Raw genomic sequence first — 16,180 nt, forward strand, 5'->3', positions numbered from 1 at the left:
GTATTATCGATATCGAATCCAAATTACGATCATAATTGATACTTTTCGTAAAGGTGGTTTGGTTATGGATTGGAGAAGTTGGACGTGGAGTTTGGAAGATGAGTTAATAAAATCCCCAAGTGTTGTACAAATCTCTTCAACTGCAATTTTGGAATACATAAGATGAAAACCTGCTTGTTCTCCATGGATTCTCAGGCTACTAAGCCTGCTGCTACGAAGCCTACAGGAAGTAGACGAAAGAGCGCTGCTGATGATAAGAAGACCGAATAAGGAGAGCGTGCCATGGAAGTCCGATCCGGACAATTCGCGTAGCAGCCATTGGCAGAAAAAAAGGGTTGTCCCATAAGTCATAAAAATGACTAGGGACGTCCTGTTCTCCAATTGTAAAACAATAAGAAACCGTTCCTGGGTAAAATGGAGGTACCACCCGACCATTTGAAAGGATATGGTTTCTTTGTACATTCAATATACCATTATGAGATAAAAAGAGGAGTTACGCAGGACTATTCCTCATCCATGTTATGTGGCTTTGTGGCCAGCCCCTCAATTAATGTCTATTAGCTCTTAAACCTTCAATAAATATGCGGTGTAATCCATCAAGAACTCGTTGGCTTGTAAAGCCCTCATCTTGGAGATGGTAATCGATATTGTGAAGCACGGCCAGCAGGGCTTCAATAGTATATGAAATGTCCACCCCGGATACGTCTCCCTGTTCAACGGCCTCATTTAGCAGATTTCTGCTTATATTGCGCATCCATTGACATAACGGGGATTGTAACGGACGATGCCCGGTTGAGGCCCGGCTGACCTCACAGAGCCAAGGAACTTTCGCCTCTAAAAAAGAGACATATCTTACGATTACATGGTAAAGCCGGTCCAAGGCAGCGGTTTCTGGGGATTGATCAAGAAATGCTTGAACTTCATCAAACAAAGGTTGGTATTCTTCATACGCGATCTCCTGACATATGTCGCCCTTATCCGAGTAGCGGCGGTATAGGCTTGCTTGTCCTACTCCAGCAGTCTTCGCAATCTGATGCATATTGACATTGTCAACGCCTTTTTTGATGAAAAGTTCTCTAGCCGCCGCCAAAATTCGTCTTCGGTTTAACTCCTCTCTGGGAATTTTCAGAGAGACAGATTGCGATTCTGAATTCACCATAAACATCTCCCTTCATCATTAATTTAACTGTTATTTAACACGAAAAACGGACAATATGTCCGTTTTTCGTGTATAGGACATGTTGTCCGTCTTCATAATTATAATACATTTCGTGAAAAATTAAAAATACATTCATTTGGGTGACCGATGAGCTTTTTTTATCTCTTGGTATAGTGCTTTTTGTAAATTGGAGGCAAATGCGGTTCAATGCCCGATAGGTCCAGTTCCTTTAAACTTGCGATCGTATGAATAAACTGCTCGTATGCTTTTTTCTTGTCGCTCGTCGTATCTGTTCCGGTTTCGGTTGATGCTCTCCTGCTAACTTCAGAGTTAAGTTGCTTTTGATCCATAGATTACCCTCCATCAAATATAGTCAGGCTTACAAATCCGGATGTCTCTTGTGCCAGTCTGTATTCATTTCATAAGTATTGCCGATACCTAGTACTGTCGCTTCTTCGAAGGGGCGGCCAATCAATTGCATATTAATCGGCAGACCGGAAGGTGAGAAGCCGCAAGGCATGCTCAAGCTAGGCAAGCCAGTCAAATTGGTCGGAACCGTAAATGAGTTCAATCTGAATACACTAGCTTCATCATCTGCACGCGGCGCAGTGATCGGTGTTGCCGGCGTCAACAAGATGTCGATTCCGGACAATGCATTCAAAAAATCATTGACAATTAGTTGCCGGGCCCGCTGAGACTGAAGGTAAATGGAAGCCGGAATATCTCTACTGCTTTCAAGAAACATTCGGACGTCCGGTCCATACTGTTCCAATTCTGTCTCAAGCCACTTCTCGTGGTACGAGTACATTTCCGTCATCATAATGGCCATCGTCGCACTTCTAACATGTTTGATCAGGGGCAGGCTAACTTCGATGATTTCTGCTCCCAGTTCTCGGAATTTATTGATAGCGGCCTTCATCGCAGCTTCCACTTCTGGCATCAAATCCTCGTAATAGTAGCTTGTCGGCAATCCGATACGCACACCCCTGAGACCATTCGGATACATCTTGATACCTGGCGCAGGCAGATCGACAGTCGATTCATCCTTTGGATCGAAGCCAGACATCACATCCAAGCACAGGGACGCATCCATGACACAGCGGGTCAACGGACCCGAGTGGTCCAATGACCAGGCCATTGGAATGATACCATACCGACTGACCCGACCGTACGTCGGCTTCATCCCTACGACACCGCACAAAGCAGCGGGTATGCGGATCGAACCTCCGGTATCCGAGCCTGTGCCCAGATAAGTAAGTCCAGCCGCTAAGGCAGAAGCCGAGCCGCCGCTTGAACCTCCCGTTACAAGTTCAGTGTTCCACGGATTGAGACAAGGACCGAAGTGTGGGCTAGTTGTTGTCAATCCCGCAGCGAACTCGTGAGTCTGTACTTTGCCTAGCAGAACTGTTCCAGCCTCATGTAGCTTAGCTGCAACCGTCGAATCGTAATCGGGGACGAAGCTGTTCAATATTTTTGAACCGGCAGTTGTTCGGATCCCTTTAGTGTAATATAGATCCTTATGAACGATGGGAATCCCGTGAAGGGGCCCTTTGTACCGACCATGCATAATATCGCGTTCCGATTGCTTCGCTTGTTCAAACGCCAGTTCGGACGTTTGGGTAACGAAAACGTTCAGTTTCGGATTCAAACGTTCGATGCGGTGAAGCGCATGTTCTGTAATCTCTACCGGGGATATTTTCCTTGTACGGATCCTCTCGGCCAGCTCATGAATAGCAGCAAAGGACAGTTGGAAATTTAATTTACTCATCTATTCATCCTCCGTATCTTTCGGACATGTCGTAAGTCTACTAAACTAATTACCATAGCTTCCGCTAGGATTTGCTTTTCTTGCGAATAAGTATGTCAGGATTGCCAACAGGGAAATGGTAAAATAAACAACAGAAAAAGGCATCTTTAGATCAATCAGTCGGCCGACCAGCGCAGGGCCGAATGCTCCGCCTAGGAGATAGGCCAGTGTGAAAATACCCATCCCCACACCCAGCTCAGCCGAACGGAGTGTCGTCGAAACTAAATTGCTGCTAGAGGTGAGGACACCGTTGAATCCAATCATAAGGATAATGATCAATAAAGCGTCGATCCATGGCGGCAAATGTACGGATACCCCCAGTAGTATAAATCCGCTGATGACGAGACTTTGCGATATGACAAGCACACGGGAGCTTCCGAAACGATCTGTCCAACTTCCGATCCGGGATCCGAGCAAGGCTGCACAGGCGGCACCGGGAAGCATCAGCAGACCGATTTTACTAGTTGGTAAATGAAAGGAGTTCTTCATCATGACAGGAAGAGTAAAGGTTAACCCCGTGTTGCATACGAAGGTAAGGAATCCAATCCCTAGAATTCGTCGGTAAGGAGCATTTTTCATGAAAGATGCATCGATAAATGGATGTTCTTTTTTCTGAATATGAGTACCGAACCATAGAAGAACTGCTGCTCCTGCAATGAGCATAAACCAATAGTTCGTAACCCCTAGCAATACCAACGCCAGTCCCGCGGAGAACAAAACAGCTCCGAGAAAATCGAATGAACCGCGGTCGTGTTTCTTGTCAGGAACATACTTGAATATCAAAGGGATAACAAATAGGCTCAGACTGGACACGATGAACAAAGCACGCCAGCCAAAGTATTGCTCTACGAAACCGCCGAACACAGGCCCGAAGCCGGAAGCAAAGGCAATTGTGGCGGATAAGGTTCCCAGCACCCGTCCCTTGACTGTAGGCTTAAAATACAGGGTTACTGCCGCATAAGACAGGGGAGAGATGGATGAGGCCCCTGCTGCCTGCAGTAGTCTTCCAATGATGACTTGCAAGTATGAAGCTGCAAAAAAGCCGATCATAGAGCCGAAAGCTAAAAGGATTAAACCAATGACATACAGCTGGCGAAAGGAAAAGGACTCCGTTAACTTGCCGTAAGTACCGGCGCCGATAGCCATCAAAATGCTGTAACCGACCATAACCCAGCTCACCTGCGAGGAGGTCAGGGCAAAGTCAGCGGAAATCGAAGGTATAGACAAATTAAACATGGTCATATTGATGTTTCCGAAAATAATGAGCAAGCAAAGTGTCCCCATTAACTTCCGCTCATTGCCGGATAAAGCCATTGATTGAGTATCCATAGCCTGTCTCTCCATTACAGGAAGTCAGGAAAGGTGCGGCATTTTTGCGCCTGATCTCTATCGTGTCCCAAGAAAACATAGGACGGCCGAACATCCTGAATTAACTCCTGCATGCGAGTAATCGATTTGGCAGCCATCTCTTGATCGAATGTCAAGAACGGTACGCTATTCTCGAAGTTCTCCCGAGTATAAGCAACATCAATTGTCAGTAGCACTGGACCCGACTTTTCCGTTGTGACAAGGACTGATTGATGGCCAGGGGAATGACCCGGAGTGAATAAAATTTGAACCCCCGGAATCAATTCATGGTCACCCTCAATGATTTGATATTGTAAATCGGGCAGCCTGCACTCTAATGGAGAGTAATCCTCATTGTTTATGGCCGCATCATACTCTGCCCTTTGAATAAGGATCGGCGTATTGCGGAAATGCCCGTTTCCCCCAGAATGATCCAAGTGTAAATGGGAGCTAATGACCATTTGAATATCGTCAGGTCGATAACCGACACGCTTTAACACATTTACGATCGAGTCGTCGTCAGACATGTTGGGGACGACGCGCCCTTCACGTCTAGTCCCCTTGTAGTAATCGGGATTGTTGATAAAAGCGTCGGGCATTCCCGTATCGATGAGTATCGGCCCGCTGGTCGTTTCCAATAGAAAAGACCACACAGGCATTCCGACTAATTTCCCGGGGGCAAGGGTTCGATTAACTGCCGATTGATCTAGGAAACATTCACCTACAGGTAAAAAATACAACTTTTTGATATTCATCCCAGTTTCACCCTTCATATTATAAATTCGGACAGTTTGTCCGTTTTGTTTTGATTATATCGGACAAATTGTCCGATGTCAATTTGTCATCGGCGGTTGGGCATCGGCAAAAGCCTTACACCTGCAACAATACGCCAAGCTAAAGAATGTCGCCTAGGTGGAGTGCAAAGAAACAACGGGGCTGCGTTTGTACCAAATGCTAACGAGAGCACGACAGGAGATTACTGTTGTAATCTATAAAAACAAGGATATGCTGAATGCCTGTTTGAAGATAATGGGCTTAAAATGATTGATTGTAGTCAGGAGATAACAATGTTTCGGTTCAGCCATCAATCCGGCGGTAGAGGAGAACATCCGGTTTGAAGTGTTGAGAAATGAATCGGGATTTGAAATTAAGGTTTTTGATCGATTGGTAAAGTTAGATAAGGAACCTTTTTCGACTGTAGATCAAGGGGACTGACCCCATAACGTGAGACAAATCAAAACACCTTCAAGAGAATCAAGCCATGTCGTAAGATATGGAGATAACCTTGGAGGTGTTTTTACGTTGGCAACGAGAGTGAGTTACCCCCTAGAAAAATGCAAGCGATTGAATTGAGATTGGCAAGAGTTCCGGTAAGAGAGGTTATGGAGCAACTGGGAATACGAATAAGACACAGCCAAATCACCAGCTTCACTGACAGCGACATCTGGATTGAGATATTCACTCCGAATAATATTAGGATTTTTAATAGTGTGACATTTTGACACTACTGTATGTGACAGAAAAATACTTAGAATCATAGAGGCAGTTTAACACATTAACAATAAACGAGGAGGGGAGATTTTCATTGTGTATGATAAAAAAATAAAGAGGCGTGAAAGGGGAAACAGGTATGACCTATTTATGAAAAACAAACCAGTAACAAGAGTGTTTTAAGGAAAAGAAGTAATTTCTAGGGTTAACATACATGTGAAAAAAAAGGAATTTACCGTTTGTTAGGACACAATAGCGTTTGTGAAAATAATAATGAGTAAAGATAATTGCAAATCCACTCTTGCCCTAAAACAGCAAATAACTGCCGATACAATATGAATAGAGGAGAAGAATATCTTTATGAAAAAGCATTGTCAAATTGCATCTACAGGTTTAGTCCTTTTAATGGCTGGAAGTTCTCTGTTATACACAACACCAACCTCAATTGTAAAAGCGGAGTCCATTCAAAATGTATCTAGTCCGTTACAAACAAGCACTCAAAGTGAACGTAATTCCGTCAAAGAGGCAATGCGGGATACATTGCAACTTGGATATCCTGGGATACTTGCTAAAACTTCTGAGGGTGGAAAAACATGGAGTTATGCCGCTGGGTTAGCGGACCTGAGCACCAAGAAACCAATGAAAACAGATTTTCGCTTTCGCATTGGTAGTGTAACGAAGACATTCATTGCAACAGTTCTACTTCAATTATCTGAAGAGAACCGCTTGAATCTAGACGACTCCATTGAAAAATGGTTACCTGGTGTCATTCAAGGAAACGGATATGATGGTAACCAAATTACTATCCGGCAGATATTGAATCATACAAGTGGTATCGCTGACTATGTAAATTCAAAAGACTTTGATTATACGGATACAAAAAAATCGTATACGGCTGAAGAATTCGTAAAGATGGGGATTTCTCTTCCCCCAGACTTTGCCCCAGGAAAGGGTTGGTCTTATTCAAACACAGGATACGTAATACTGGGGATCCTTATTGAAAAAGTAACTGGAAACAGCTATGCGGAAGAGGTTGAAAATCGGATTATTGAACCGCTTGATTTGTCAAATACATTCCTACCTGGCAATTCAAGCGTGATTCCAGGCACCAAGCATGCCCGTGGCTATTTCCAACTAGACGGAGCAAGTGAGCTAAAAGACGTTACTTATATTAACCCAGGTAGCTCGGATGGAGATATGATTTCTACTGCTGACGATTTAAACAAATTCTTCTCTTACTTACTCAGTGGTAAATTACTGAAGGAACAGCAACTAAAACAAATGCTTACTACAGTTCCTACAGATAGAGAAGGAACCGGATATGGTCTTGGGATCTTTGAAACTAAGCTTCCAAACGGTGTCTCGATATGGGGACACAAAGGTAGAGTTCTAGGGTTTACCACTTTTGCTGGTGGCACACTTGGAGGCAAGCATACATTGGTCGTCAATTTGAACAGCTTTAAAGCTGATAGTCCTGATCCATTTAAAAATATTTTACTTGCTGAATTTAGCAAGTAGGAAAAAAAAATGGTTTAAACTGGGCTCCTTAGAGCATGTCAAAAAACTAACAAGTAAGTATTTTAGGAGGGTATTATGAAAAAGAAAATGATTATTGCACTTGGTGTTTTTGCTATAATACTGACTAATTTTGTAGGAAGTACTTATGCAGACTCGAAAACAGGAGTTTCTGTTACAGCTCCCTACAATACAAATCAAATAACGGAATGGTTAGAAATGCATGCAAAGCCTTTAAAAACAACTAATCCAACTGCATCTTTTAATGATTTAAAACCACTTAAGAATATGGTAGGTTCAGCTTCAATTGTAGGTTTAGGTGAAGCTACGCATGGGGCTCATGAAGTTTTTACAATGAAACAACGCATTGTTAATTATTTAGTATCTGAAAAGGGATTCATCAACTTAGTTTTAGAAGAGGGATGGGACAGAGCTCTGGAGCTTGATCGATATGTTCTTACTGGTAAGGGAAACCCAAGCCAACATCTATCACCTGTATTTAACACAAAAGAAATGTTAGATCTACTTAGTTGGATTCGACAATATAATGCTAATCCAGAACATAAATCTAAAGTGCGTATCATTGGGATGGACATTCAATCAGTAAACGAGAATGTTTATAATAATATAATAGAATATATAAAAAGAAACAATTCAGATCTTGTGCCTAGAGTAGAAGAGAAGATAAAAGGTCTCATTCCTGTAACAAAGGATATGACTACTTTTGAGGGCCTTACAAAAGAAGAAAAAGAAAAGTATATTTCAGATGCTAAACAAATCAGTGCTTTATTAGAACAAAATAAAAGTTATCTGAACGGAAAATCCAAAGAGTTCGCATGGATAAAACAAAATGCTCGTATTATTGAACAGTTTACTACAATGTTAGGAGGAACATCCCCTGATAAACCATCGGATTTTTATTTGAAACATGATATTGCAATGTATGAAAATGCGAAGTGGACTGAAGAACATTTAGGGAAAACCATAGTTTGGGGACATAATGGACACGTTTCGAAAACAAATATGATTCCATTTATATACCCTAAAGTAGCTGGGCAGCATTTAGCAGAATATTATGGAAAACGGTATGTATCTATTGGAACATCAGTTTATAAAGGACAATATAATGTTTATAATAATGATGGTGAATTTGGCCCATATGGAATATTAAAATCAGATGATCCAAACAGTTATAATTACATTTTTGGACAGGTCAAAAAAGATCAATTTTTTATTGATTTACGTAAGGCGAACGGAGTGACAAAAACTTGGTTAAACGAACAACATCAAATTTTCGCTGGAATAACTAAAGAAGGCCCTGCTATACCAAAAACTGTTGATATATCATTAGGTAAAACGTTTGATATACTTGTTCAAATTCAAAAAGTGAGTCCATCTCAACTACATCAATAAATTTGTAATAATGTGGCTTAACGAAGTGTTGTATTGATGATAGTGTTAAGTGTCAATAGAGGTGTTTAAAAATGTCAGCTAGGTTATTCCATTAAAAGATCATTAGATGGAATAAATGTTTTCGAATTAGAGACGATGTTGGGTAGAAGCACATTATTATCAAGTTAACAAAATAAATCCGAATTGAAACAGCCTCTATCCTGCAGGTTCAATCTGACTGAGCACAACTTGCACGAGTCTGTTCATTTGTATCGGGTCTGCCCAAGGGCAGACTCTTTTTTGTACAAGAAAAAGTCCATCTTATAATCGTCAGCTTGTTTTTTTGTGAAAATAAGAGAAACAACTAGCAGCAATACAAAAAGCTCGAACCGTTCAGTTAGCCAAAGAAAATCAGAATATATCATTTTAGATGTGAAAACCACCGGTTTAGATGGCGACTCTGAGATCGTAGAGATTGCAATTATTGATCTTGACGAAAATCCTCTTTTTGAAACGTTAATCAAGCCGGTATCCCTCATTCCAGAAGAAGCGACCGCCATCCACGGAATCACAAACGAAATGGTTGAAAATGCTCCAAGCTCATCGCTAAAAGAAGAGTTGTAAAAGAGGATGCTAAAAATACGGGTTGAAGGAATACCTGAAGAGATTGATCAGTTTTTGGAGCACTTCGAGGACTATTACAGAGTGCTGAAGCGTTCAAAGGCTTATCAGAACAGAAACAGTGAATATGTTCGTGTTTATGTTGATGTAAGCAGTCCAAACGATCAGCCTCTAAAAGCTTAGAGGAAACAAATAGCCACGCCTTAGAGAAAGACCATTATTACTCCACACACTTTGCGGTTTGTACCATTTTCGCTGGTATTACCCCATTTTAACGTACATATTTTTATATATTGATAAAAGAATCAAAATTACAAATGTTGGATTTCGGTATACAACTTTATTGTCCGAAGAAAATAAAGTTTTAGACTGATCCGATAAATGCAACAGCGGCAGATAAGGACGCGAAAATAAATTCCTAGACTGGCCGCTGTTGTGGTCAACATTCAACTATCGTGTCCTGTTAGCCTAATAACTCTGCAGTTTGTAAGAAAGCGTCCAGCCGCTCCTTTTGAAGAAGATGATGACGGTAATGCATCTCCACCATCGTGAACCATTCGACCGCGTTTAACGCGCCGAAGGCTACGGCCGGATGAGTCGCCTTTCGCTGCAGCCGCTCTGGGTCTATGTTCTGTAGCGACGCCCCAATCTCATGCATGCGGCGCCTTGCTTCCTCCAGCTTGGCGACAAGCTGCTCCTTGCTTTCTGGCTGTGGGGGCGTATATTGCAAGTCGGCCGGTACTTGAATGCGAACCGGTGGGAAGCTCCCTTGCTCAAACACGGCATGACCGGCCTCCGTCTTCCCGTCGCCCTCCTCGTTGCCGCCACCGAGCGCCATGCACTGCTCCGCAAGACGGAGCTGCAAGTTCAGCGTGGAATGAGGCAGATGCAGGTACATTTGCCCAAGCGACCATTCGTTCTCGCTTGGCTTGCGACACAGTTCCGCCAGACTATACTTGTCCAGCTCCCGAACATAATGCTTCGAAATCTCGTCGAACCTTACCAAAGTATCCTTAATCCCTATGTTCTTGTTCATCAAGACCATCTCCTCGAATACTGAATTACTCTCATCATATGAGAGGGTTCAAGAAAAAAGCATATTCGTAGTTTATACCTTTAATACTTTATTTTCCAGTCTAAGACTATATTTTCTAATTACACGGGCGCAGTCGCTAGCGCGCCGATCGCAAAGCTGGACTTCATTCCGGAAGAGATGGGGAGCGCAACTGCAGTCGCGCATGCGGGCCGCGCGTCGCCAGTCTATAACTTATCTCAGTCTAGTTCTTTATTGTTTAGTCTAAAACATTATTATTCGCTAACAATTGACAATGAAGAAGTAGTATAACTTCGAGTCAATGAGTTCTCACTAATTATGAAGATGATCGTTGAATTATCATCTGACATGCATCTGAGGAAATGAGACTGCTTAGACTTTAGTTTACCATTATCATTAAAATTGAAATTGAAATGAATTTACGACAGAGCCTATTAAGCAGTGGCACGATTCGACGAAATGGTTACAGCCGCAGGCAATACGGTGTAAGCTTCTTCAGGAGGATTTTTGCTCATTTCTATGATGTAATAATCAACAAATTCGCTATCATATCCTTGTTTTTTAGCGTCTTCTTTGACCAGTTCTTCTGTCGCCAAGGAGATTCTTAGAGGGAGACAAATCTGAAGAATAATCCATAAGAATGCTCAAGCATGTTTTTTAACATTTAACCATGTTAAAATGAAAAAAATTAGAGATATGGCATGAAGAGAAGGCAGGGAGAATCAATGAAACCAAAACTTAACGATGTTGCACAATTAGCTGGAGTTTCACCGACTACGGTTTCTCGCGTACTTAATAATCGTGGCTATATCAGTCAAGAAACGAAGGATCAAGTTCATAAAGCGATGCAAGAGCTAAATTACTTTCCAAATGATGTGGCTCGGTCATTATTTAGTAAACGAACAAATCTGATTGGATTAATCATTCCAACTACAAGCAACCCATTTTTCGGAGAGCTGACTTTTCATATAGAGAATATTTGTGCGTCATTAGGCTATAAGCTGTTGCTTTGTAACAGTTTGAATCAGCTGGATAAAGAGGAATCATATGTGGATATGCTTATGCGAAATCAAGTTGACGGTATTATCGTTGGTACACACAATCGGGGTATCGTAAATTATGAACAGAAGAACATTGCCGTCATTGCGATCGATCGCTTCCTATCCGATTCAATCCCAGTTGTAGGATCGGATAATTATATGGGTGGAAAACTGGCGTCAGAACTACTTATTGAAAAAGGGTGCAAGCATATCTTACACATAAATGGCCCTGTTGAATTGGAAACACCAGCAAGCTTAAGAAGAAAAGCATATGAAGATGTGATGGAGCAGTATGGTCGAAAGGCAATTACCTATGAAGTACATGATCCCTTCCACCAACAGAATCACGACGAACCGATTAAACGCTTGCTCGATGAACATCCTGAAGTAGATGGATTGTTTGCGAGTAATGACTTGGTGGCTGCGTCTTTTATTGCTAAAGCAAGAAGAAGAGGAAAACGTGTTCCTGAAGATATTCGCGTAATTGGATATGACGGAACAGAAACAACCCGCAATCTTCTCCCTGAATTAACGACAATTCAGCAACCAATACAGGAGATTGCGAGATCTTCCATAGAGTTACTTATTAAAGAAATTGAAGGTGGATTCAGTGATGTCCCGCGAGAAACCTATCTACCAGTGAAACTGATTGAAGCTAGTACGGCTTAATACAATTTCCATAGTTTTCAGCATTGTGATAGAAGGTGGAGCTATCCTTATTAGAGTAATTGAAATCAAAGAGGAAAGCTCTTTTTCTTTCGAAAATATGTCAAGCGGTTGACATATGAAAGCGGTTGACATATAATCGATCTGTAAATACGAAAGTGCTTTCATTTACATTAAATGTTCAACTTGAGGAGCGTTCGATATGAGAAAGTCAAAGAGCATGTACTGGAAACTAAGTGCCTATTTCTTCTTTTTCTTCTTTACTTGGTCAGCAAGTTATTCATTGTTCTCCATCTGGCTAGGGCAAGAAATCAGTCTGAATGGTGCTGAAACAGGTGTTATCTTTACTGTAAACGCTATCTTTGCGCTATGTATGCAACCGCTTTATGGCTATATATCTGATAAAATCGGATTAAAGAAGCATATTTTATTTCTAATCAGTTCTTTGCTCTTATTTGTTGGTCCTTTCTATATCTTTATCTATGGGCCGTTACTTCAATACAATGTATTTCTCGGTGCCATTGCAGGTGGATTATACTTGGGTATTTCTTTTTTGGCAGGGATTGGAGCCATCGAATCTTATGTCGAGAAAGTCAGCCGAAAATATGACTTTGAATACGGAAAATCTCGTATGTGGGGCTCGCTAGGTTGGGCAGCAGCAACGTTTTTCGCTGGTCAGCTCTTTAATATCAACCCTAACATTAACTTCTGGATTGCATCAGTATCTGCTGTCGTTCTGTTTATCATTATGATGACAATTAAAGTTGAAATGACAGATTCCGAGATGGAGCGAGCAGAATCCGTTAACTTTAAGCAAATCGGCCATTTGTTTGCAAATAAGCATTTGTGGTTCTTCATTTTATATGTTCTTGGTGTTACCTGTATTTACAATGTGTATGACCAGCAGTTCCCGAATTACTTTTCATCGACGTTCTCAACGGTTGCATTAGGCAATCAAGTTTACGGTTACTTAAATTCCCTACAAGTGTTCTTGGAAGCAGGCATGATGTTCTTAGCGCCTTTCATTGTCAACAAAATTGGAGCAAAAAAGGGTCTAATATTGGCAGGGTTCTTGATGGCGTTCCGGATCATGGGTTCAGGCTTAGTTATTGGACCTTATGGAATCTCAGCTATGAAATTGATTCACGCATTGGAACTGCCAATCATGCTGATCTCCGTATTTAAGTACTTGGCTGCAAATTTCGATACGCGTCTGTCTTCGATCTTGTATCTGGTGGGATTCCAGTTTATGAGTCAGGTAGGAGCTTCGATCTTCTCGCCAATCGCCGGTATGTCTTATGACATTAGAGGTTTTGCAAATACGTACGTGATTATGGGTGTTTTCGTATTTGTCTTTACAACAATCTCAATCTTTACCTTAAAGAAAGAACCGAAAAAGCTGGATCCCAAGCCTAACAAGCATATTGAAACAGCATAGGAGGAAGAAAGATGAACACATATAATAACAATACGAAGCAAGCTGAGGAAGCATTGAAACAGGCAGAAGCGAAAATGAACAAGCGGTACCGATTAGGTTATCATATTATGGCACCAGCAAACTGGATTAACGACCCAAATGGATTAATTCAATTCAAAGGTGAATATCACGCCTTCTATCAGCATCATCCTTATGATGAGAACTGGGGCCCAATGCATTGGGGCCACGTGAAGAGTAAAGACCTTGTACATTGGGAGCATTGTCCGATTGCATTAGCGCCTGGAGATGCGTGTGACCTTGATGGTTGCTTCTCAGGAAGCGCAGTAGATAATAACGGCGAACTGACATTGATCTATACTGGTCATCACTATATTGATCAACCCAACAATATCTTTTTCCAAAATCAAAATGTGGCAGTAAGCACAGATGGCATTCATTTTACAAAACTAAGGCAGAATCCCGTAATCGCTGAACCTCCGACTGATAGCTCACAGCATTTCCGTGATCCGAAGGTATGGAAGCATGAGGATACATGGTACATGATCCTAGGTAACAGCACGAAAGAAGATCTGCCGCGTGTTATTCTATATACATCTCCTGATCTTAGGACTTGGACCTATCATGGTGTGCTTCTGCAGGGAGATAAGAATATGGGCTTCATGTGGGAGTGCCCTGATTTTTTTGAACTGAACGGTAAGCATATATTTATGTTCTCCCCACAAGGTATTGATGCGCAAGGAGATAAGTACAATAACTTGTTCCAGACGGGATATTATGTTGGCGAATATAATTATGATAGTAATGAATATAAGCATGGAGAGTTCATCGAGTTGGATACTGGTCATGACTTCTATGCTGTTCAAACTTTTCTAGATGATCAAGGTCGCCGCATAGCGCTTGGTTGGATGGATATGTGGGAATCGGATATGCCGACGAAAGCAGACGGCTGGTGTGGAGCAATGACGATCCCACGTTTAATTACGTTGGGTGACAATAATAAAGTACTGATGACTCCAGTTGAAGAAATGAAGTTACTTCGTCAAAGTAAACATGTTTTGTATCAATATGGCGCTATTTCTGGAAGTTACTTCAAGGAAGTTGAAGAAGACTTGCTTGAAGTTAAGGTAGTGTTCGACCTCACGAAGTCAAGTGCAGACCTGGTAGGCTTGAAGTTTCGTGGAACAGGTCGAGAAGAAACGGTTATCACATATTCTATTCCGGAGCAGAAACTAATGCTTAATTGTTCTAAATCAGGTAAAAAGACAGATGGAGTACGTCAAACAGCCTTCAATGCTGAGGGACAGCTGACATTGCATGTATATCTGGATCGTTCATCCATTGAAATGTTTGCGAATGAAGGGCAAGCTACGATGACAAGTCGCATCTATCCGGGTGAGAAATTGCTAGGCATAGAAATCATAACAGAGGGTGGAGAGGCGCTAGTAAATGGGCTGACATATTGGAAATTGAAAGATATATGGCAAGCTGAATAACTCAATGAAAAGATTGCAGTTCATATTATGTATACAGTAAAAGGATATGGAATCTATATATATCTTGATAGAGTGGTTGAAGGGGGAAATTCCCAAGGGACTGGTTCGAGAAGTCTTCAGGGTTCAGGCCAAGAGTTTTATTTGCAAAGTTCACCTTATTAAGTTGCTTTGAAACAAAAACAATTAAAAATAACACTAACAAGACGACACTGGATATGCAGTGTCGTCTTTTTGAAAGGCTACATGTGAAAATTGGTTGTCTGACTTCCTTTTGCTACGATCTACGTTGTTCTTCCATTTCGTCATGATGTTGTTACCGCTCACTTTGAAAATGCTATTCCTTTACATTCAACAGGTCGATTATGGTTAGATATCACCATGATTGACCTGTTTTTTGCTATCTTCACTTTCTCACATTATATAAGCTTAATTGCAGCAATGTATGTACATAGGAAGATAGTTAGGGTGGACTACTGTCAATAAAATCGACACTCTGAAACGAGAATCATTATGCTGCATTTGCATGCTGGTTCGGTGACGACGGATTGTAATATTCAAAATAGGTTATGGGTTTTGACCATTCCATTTAAGCTTGTTACAATAGGATAAACTTACTGGAAATACTTCAATATAGAATGGTGTGGTCTAAACTTGCAACATGAAAACGAACTTTTGGATGTATGGTTGTCTTTGTCTCACATCCATTCCACTTTAAATGATAAGTTAGAACAAGCCCTGCTACAAAATTATGATTTATCTTTGAAGGAGTTTTATGTTTTGGGTTTTATATCCAATTCCGAGGAAAAAAAATTACGACTGCAGCAACTTCAAGAATTGGTGGGATTAAGTCAAAGTGCGACATCGAGACTCGTAGTGAGAATGGAAGCCAAAAACTGCGGGGCTTTACAAAGACATACATGCGAGGATGATCGACGAGGTGTGTATACTCGGATTACGGAATTTGGTGAAAATAAATTCCAGCGTGCACTTCAAACCTTTAATCAGGTGTTACAATCAGAACTTCAGAAAGATGGAGTGAAGTCACAATTTCAAAATCTTACGCAAAAGCTGTTTTAGACTTTGCGACCTGTGTATATCGTTCTTAGTTTCCTTAGGGTAATATATGGCTTGAACGTTGTGCCGCGAAAGGCTCTTTA

At 41.4% G+C, this 16,180-nt stretch carries 14 protein-coding genes; 7 read left to right on the forward strand and 7 right to left on the reverse strand.

Going from position 1 to position 16,180, the window contains the following annotated elements:
* Positions 1–547: 547 nt before the first annotated feature.
* The 5 genes from MHH57_RS02915 to aiiA all read right to left on the reverse strand — a co-directional run bounded on the left by MHH57_RS02915 (position 548) and on the right by aiiA (position 5,068).
* Positions 548–1,159: a TetR/AcrR family transcriptional regulator gene (locus tag MHH57_RS02915; RefSeq protein ID WP_069010905.1), complete on the reverse strand. Its 612-nt coding sequence runs from the start codon at positions 1,157–1,159 to the stop codon at positions 548–550.
* Positions 1,160–1,317: 158 nt separating this feature from the next.
* Complete coding sequence (locus tag MHH57_RS02920) at positions 1,318–1,509, reverse strand: hypothetical protein (RefSeq protein WP_069010906.1); 192 nt, start codon at positions 1,507–1,509, stop codon at positions 1,318–1,320.
* Between the two features lie 29 nt (positions 1,510–1,538).
* The gene (locus tag MHH57_RS02925) at positions 1,539–2,927 is read right to left on the reverse strand and encodes an Asp-tRNA(Asn)/Glu-tRNA(Gln) amidotransferase GatCAB subunit A (protein WP_069010907.1); all 1,389 of its coding nucleotides are present in this window, start codon (positions 2,925–2,927) and stop codon (positions 1,539–1,541) included.
* Between the two features lie 45 nt (positions 2,928–2,972).
* Entirely contained in the window at positions 2,973–4,295 is a 1,323-nt protein-coding gene (locus tag MHH57_RS02930) for an MFS transporter (RefSeq protein ID WP_069010908.1), read from the reverse strand.
* Between the two features lie 14 nt (positions 4,296–4,309).
* Positions 4,310–5,068 (reverse strand): N-acyl homoserine lactonase AiiA, encoded by a 759-nt coding sequence (gene aiiA / locus MHH57_RS02935; protein WP_342435158.1) that lies wholly within the window; start codon positions 5,066–5,068, stop codon positions 4,310–4,312.
* Positions 5,069–6,164: 1,096 nt separating this feature from the next.
* On the opposite strand from aiiA, the gene MHH57_RS02940 reads away from it, so the two are divergent.
* From MHH57_RS02940 to MHH57_RS02950, 3 genes are all read left to right on the forward strand, one after another.
* Entirely contained in the window at positions 6,165–7,322 is a 1,158-nt protein-coding gene (locus tag MHH57_RS02940; RefSeq protein ID WP_069010911.1) for a serine hydrolase domain-containing protein, read from the forward strand.
* 75 nt (positions 7,323–7,397) lie between these two features.
* Positions 7,398–8,732: an erythromycin esterase family protein gene (locus MHH57_RS02945; RefSeq protein ID WP_069010912.1), complete on the forward strand. Its 1,335-nt coding sequence runs from the start codon at positions 7,398–7,400 to the stop codon at positions 8,730–8,732.
* A gap of 324 nt (positions 8,733–9,056) precedes the next feature.
* Positions 9,057–9,335 carry a 3'-5' exonuclease gene (locus tag MHH57_RS02950; RefSeq protein ID WP_080658578.1) on the forward strand — a complete coding sequence of 93 codons (279 nt, stop codon included), beginning with the start codon at positions 9,057–9,059 and terminating at the stop codon, positions 9,333–9,335.
* 460 nt (positions 9,336–9,795) lie between these two features.
* Here the strand turns inward: MHH57_RS02950 and MHH57_RS02955 are convergent, their stop codons facing one another.
* Both MHH57_RS02955 and MHH57_RS02960 read right to left on the reverse strand, forming a co-directional pair.
* Positions 9,796–10,368 carry a DinB family protein gene (locus tag MHH57_RS02955; protein WP_165148181.1) on the reverse strand — a complete coding sequence of 191 codons (573 nt, stop codon included), beginning with the start codon at positions 10,366–10,368 and terminating at the stop codon, positions 9,796–9,798.
* A 452-nt stretch (positions 10,369–10,820) separates the two neighbouring features.
* On the reverse strand, positions 10,821–10,982 hold the full coding sequence (locus MHH57_RS02960) for a hypothetical protein (protein WP_250273189.1): 162 nt from the start codon (positions 10,980–10,982) through the stop codon (positions 10,821–10,823).
* A gap of 129 nt (positions 10,983–11,111) precedes the next feature.
* On the opposite strand from MHH57_RS02960, the gene MHH57_RS02965 reads away from it, so the two are divergent.
* From MHH57_RS02965 to MHH57_RS02980, 4 genes are all read left to right on the forward strand, one after another.
* Positions 11,112–12,095: a LacI family DNA-binding transcriptional regulator gene (locus MHH57_RS02965; RefSeq protein ID WP_029515909.1), complete on the forward strand. Its 984-nt coding sequence runs from the start codon at positions 11,112–11,114 to the stop codon at positions 12,093–12,095.
* A gap of 199 nt (positions 12,096–12,294) precedes the next feature.
* Positions 12,295–13,530, forward strand: a complete 1,236-nt coding sequence (locus MHH57_RS02970) for an MFS transporter (protein WP_029515908.1) — start codon at positions 12,295–12,297, stop codon at positions 13,528–13,530.
* A gap of 11 nt (positions 13,531–13,541) precedes the next feature.
* Positions 13,542–15,023, forward strand: coding sequence for a sucrose-6-phosphate hydrolase (locus MHH57_RS02975; RefSeq protein ID WP_340954108.1), 1,482 nt, complete (start codon positions 13,542–13,544; stop codon positions 15,021–15,023).
* Positions 15,024–15,674: 651 nt separating this feature from the next.
* Positions 15,675–16,100 carry a MarR family transcriptional regulator gene (locus MHH57_RS02980; protein ID WP_039270457.1) on the forward strand — a complete coding sequence of 142 codons (426 nt, stop codon included), beginning with the start codon at positions 15,675–15,677 and terminating at the stop codon, positions 16,098–16,100.
* Positions 16,101–16,180: the final 80 nt, after the last annotated feature.

Origin of the sequence: Paenibacillus sp. FSL H7-0442, assembly GCF_038593105.1 — a bacterium.
GTDB lineage: Bacteria > Bacillota > Bacilli > Paenibacillales > Paenibacillaceae > Paenibacillus > Paenibacillus polymyxa_D.

Coding starts and splice junctions, on each gene's coding strand:
- MHH57_RS02915 (WP_069010905.1), bottom strand. CDS start 1,159: ATGGTGAATTCAGAATCGCAATCTGTCTCTCTGAAAATTCCCAGAGAG.
- MHH57_RS02920 (WP_069010906.1), bottom strand. CDS start 1,509: ATGGATCAAAAGCAACTTAACTCTGAAGTTAGCAGGAGAGCATCAACC.
- MHH57_RS02925 (WP_069010907.1), bottom strand. CDS start 2,927: ATGAGTAAATTAAATTTCCAACTGTCCTTTGCTGCTATTCATGAGCTG.
- MHH57_RS02930 (WP_069010908.1), bottom strand. CDS start 4,295: ATGGATACTCAATCAATGGCTTTATCCGGCAATGAGCGGAAGTTAATG.
- aiiA (WP_342435158.1), bottom strand. CDS start 5,068: ATGAATATCAAAAAGTTGTATTTTTTACCTGTAGGTGAATGTTTCCTA.
- MHH57_RS02940 (WP_069010911.1), top strand. CDS start 6,165: ATGAAAAAGCATTGTCAAATTGCATCTACAGGTTTAGTCCTTTTAATG.
- MHH57_RS02945 (WP_069010912.1), top strand. CDS start 7,398: ATGAAAAAGAAAATGATTATTGCACTTGGTGTTTTTGCTATAATACTG.
- MHH57_RS02955 (WP_165148181.1), bottom strand. CDS start 10,368: ATGAACAAGAACATAGGGATTAAGGATACTTTGGTAAGGTTCGACGAG.
- MHH57_RS02965 (WP_029515909.1), top strand. CDS start 11,112: ATGAAACCAAAACTTAACGATGTTGCACAATTAGCTGGAGTTTCACCG.
- MHH57_RS02970 (WP_029515908.1), top strand. CDS start 12,295: ATGAGAAAGTCAAAGAGCATGTACTGGAAACTAAGTGCCTATTTCTTC.
- MHH57_RS02975 (WP_340954108.1), top strand. CDS start 13,542: ATGAACACATATAATAACAATACGAAGCAAGCTGAGGAAGCATTGAAA.